General features: G+C 73.1%; 3 protein-coding genes and 1 pseudogene. All 4 read right to left on the reverse strand.

Annotated elements, in window-relative coordinates; genetic code table 11:
* Nucleotides 1-18: 18 nt before the first annotated feature.
* On the reverse strand, nucleotides 19-645 hold the full coding sequence (locus NBW84_RS22280; protein WP_445548474.1) for a DUF4191 domain-containing protein: 627 nt from the start codon (nucleotides 643-645) through the stop codon (nucleotides 19-21).
* A 192-nt stretch (nucleotides 646-837) separates the two neighbouring features.
* Entirely contained in the window at nucleotides 838-1,047 is a 210-nt protein-coding gene (locus tag NBW84_RS22285) for a hypothetical protein (RefSeq protein ID WP_250287130.1), read from the reverse strand.
* A gap of 377 nt (nucleotides 1,048-1,424) precedes the next feature.
* Nucleotides 1,425-2,429: pseudogene (gene lipA / locus NBW84_RS22290) on the reverse strand (lipoyl synthase); the annotation flags it as partial.
* Nucleotides 2,426-3,163, reverse strand: a complete 738-nt coding sequence (lipB, locus tag NBW84_RS22295) for a lipoyl(octanoyl) transferase LipB (RefSeq protein ID WP_250292049.1) — start codon at nucleotides 3,161-3,163, stop codon at nucleotides 2,426-2,428. The pseudogene lipA and the gene lipB, both read right to left, overlap by 4 nt.
* Nucleotides 3,164-3,327 lie beyond the last annotated feature (164 nt).

Raw genomic sequence — 3,327 nt, forward strand, 5'->3', positions numbered from 1 at the left:
AAGCGAAAAATTTGGGGTCTACCGGATCTTTCCGCCGCGGGGGATGTTGCGGGGGATGGGGCCCTTGGGGATGGGCAGGGTCGGTGAGGTCACCGCCCGTAGCCGTCGCGCCAGGGGGTCGACCTCGCCGCGCCGCAGGGTGCGGGGCAGCCGCATCAGTGTCAGCCGCAGTTTCGGCAGGGGCACCTCGCCGGGGCCGCTGCCGATCACGATGTCGTGGATGGGCGTCTCGCCGACCACCTTGCGGACGCGGCGGACCTCGGTGCCGAGCAGGTCGCGCTGGCCGCGTCCCCGGCCCTCAGCGATGATCACTACGCCGGCGCGGCATACCACACGGTGCACGACGTCCTGGTTGCGGTTGACCGCCACGGCGGGGGTGAGCCGCCAGTCGCCGCGCATCCGTTCGATGATCCCGGCGGCGGCGCCGGGCTGGCCCTCCATCTCGGCGTAGGCGGTCTTCTGGACCCGGCGGCTGAAGACGTTCACGGCGCCGAGCAGCCCCAGCACGATCCCGACCGGCAGCCACGTCCACAGTGGGCCGACGAGGAGCCCGAGCAGCACGCCGACGATCCCCAGCGGGATCACCAGGCCGAGCAGTGACCACCACACCACGTGCGGGTCACGCTGCCGGGTGAGCCGGAACACCGTCCGTAGCTGTGTGAGGCGCCCCGCTCTGCCTGCCCCGCGCTCGGCCCCTTTCCCGCGTCCGCTTCCCGCAGTGGTTCCCGCCGCGGCGGGCGCCCTGCCGCCGGATCTGTTTGTGCGCGCCATGACCGCGAGCCTACGACCTGGATCGGGCACGGCTCGATCCGTGGTGCCCGGTGAGCCGGCCGGGGGTCAACGCTCGGTCGCGATGGCCACCCGTCCCGTGCCCTGCGGCCTGGTGCGCACGACCTTCCAGCCGGCCTCGCCGTGCCGGCCGGCACCCACCTGCAGGTCGGCGGCGGCGCGCCAGGCGTTGCGGCGCGCCGTCCGCTGGCCGCCGTGGGGGAGGAGGAGAAGAGTCACTTCTTCGACGGCGGTCAGTAGTGATTTCAGCAGGATCACGTAGATCTCCCAGGCCGGTCGGACGCGCTGTCGGTCATGATCTCGTTCTTGGTCTGCTCGCTGCGCAATGGTTACTGCCGGATGACACTAGTGCCACCGCGGCGGGCCTACCACCGCGTTTATTACTCTGCGTAGTTCGGGTGGCCAGGGGCGGGAATGTCCGTTCTGACGCCTCCCGTGTCCGGACGGGGCTGCTCGGACGCCCGCGGACGGGCGTGCGTGGTGCCGGTCGCGGTGCCGGTCGCGGTGCCGGTCGCGGTGCCGGTCGCGGTGCCGGTCGCGGTGCCGGTCGCGGTGCCGGCCGGGAGGCCGACGACGGAGCCGGCCGGGACGGTGGCCTCACCCCCGGCTCCGTTGCCGGTCGTGTTCCCGGCCGCGTCGCCGCGTCGCTCGACCGCCTGCTGGTACATCCGGCCGGCGCGGTAGGAGGAGCGCACCAGCGGGCCGGCGAGCACGCCGACGAACCCCATCCGCTCGGCCTGCGCGCGCAGCTCGACGAACTCCTCGGGACGCACCCAGCGCTCCACCGGGTGGTGGCGGGGAGTGGGCCGCAGGTACTGGGTGATGGTCAGCAGCTCACAGCCGGCGGCGAGCAGGTCGGCCATGGTCGACAGGATCTCCGCGGGCTCCTCGCCGAGCCCCAGGATCAGGTTGGACTTGGTCACCAGGCCCGCGTCCCGGGCCCGCCGGAGCACCTCCAGCGACCGCTCGTAGCGGAACCCGGGCCGGATGCGCCGGAACACCCGCGGCACCGTCTCGATGTTGTGGGCCAGCACCTCGGGCGCCGCCCCGAAGACCTCGGCGAGCTGCTCCGGACGGGCGTGGAAGTCGGGGATGAGCAGTTCGACACGGGTGCCCGGGCAGGACGTGTGGATCTCGCGGACCGTCTGCGCGTACAGCCACGCCCCGCCGTCGGGCAGGTCGTCGCGGGCCACCCCGGTCACGGTCGCGTAGCGCAGGCCCATCGTCCGCACCGATTCGGCGACCCGGCGCGGCTCGTCGGTGTCGAAGGCCGCGGGGCGTCCCGAGTCGATCTGGCAGAAGTCGCACCGGCGGGTGCACACCTCGCCGCCGATGAGGAAGGTCGCCTCCCGGTCCTCCCAGCACTCGTAGATGTTCGGGCAGCCGGCCTCCTCACACACCGTGTGCAGGCCCTTGTCGTGGACGAGTCCCTTGATGTCGGAGTACTGCGGGCCGGTCCGCATCCGGGTGCGGATCCACGGCGGCTTGCGCTCGATCGGCGTGGCCGTGTTACGGGCCTCCAGCCGCAGCATCCGCCGGCCCTCGGGGGCCGGAACCGCCACCGCGGTGCCGGTCGGCGTGGCGGTGGTGACCGCGGTGGCGGTCGGCGTGGCGCTGGCGGTCGTGGTGTCGATGGTCATCGGGCCAGCTCCGGCTCCCGCGTCGGCGACACGCCGCCGGGCGCTGGCGGGCCGTCCGCGCCCGGCGCCGGCGGGCCGGTCGTGCTCGGTACCGGCAGACCGGTCGCGCTCGGTGACCTGGCGATGAAGGCCGTCAGCGTCTCGACCATGTGGCGTTCCACGACGGACAGGGCCTCCTCGACGGTCACGGCCCGGCCGAGCTCCCGGCTCAGGCTGCTCACCCCGGCGTCGGAGATGCCGCACGGGACGATCCTGGTGAAGGCGCCGAGGTCCGGGCTGCAGTTGAGGGCGAAACCGTGGTAGGCGACCAGGTAGCGCACCCGGATGCCGATCGCCGCGAGCTTGCGCTCCCCGTCGGCGGTCCACACCCCGGTGCGCCCGGCCACCCGGACGGCCGGCACCCCGAACTCCGCGCAGACCGCGATCAGCGCTTCTTCGAGGGCGCGGACGTAGGCGACCACGTCCAGCGGCCTGGGCAGCCGCAGCACCGGGTAGCCCACGAGCTGCCCCGGGCCGTGCCATGTGATCTTGCCACCCCGGTCGACGTCCACCACCGGGGTGCCGTCGAAGGGGCGTTCCCACGGCTGGGTGCGCCGGCCGGCGGTGTAGACGCTGGGATGTTCCAGGAGGATCAGGGTGTCGGCCGCCTCGTCGGCGATCCGCCGGTCGGCCAGCGCGCGCTGCAACCGCCACGCCTCGTCGTAGGGCATCAGGCCTGGGCGCATGACCTCCATGAAAATGAGGCTACGCTCACCTGCGGTGTCCTCCCAGCTCCCGCGGCAGGACACCGTGGGCGTCACACTTCCGGCAGCACCCGAGGGGTGACCGGCGTTTCCCGTACACCGGCGGCTGTACCACCGGCAGCCGCGCCGCCATTCGCCGTACCGCCGCCGGTCAC

Source organism: Protofrankia sp. CiP1_Cm_nod2 (assembly GCF_920664355.1).
Classification (GTDB): Bacteria; Actinomycetota; Actinomycetes; order Frankiales; family Frankiaceae; genus Protofrankia.

What these genes read in the sequence shown, in the direction of transcription:
- lipB (WP_250292049.1), bottom strand. Translation starts at nt 3,163, where the DNA reads ATGGAGGTCATGCGCCCAGGCCTGATGCCCTACGACGAGGCGTGGCGG.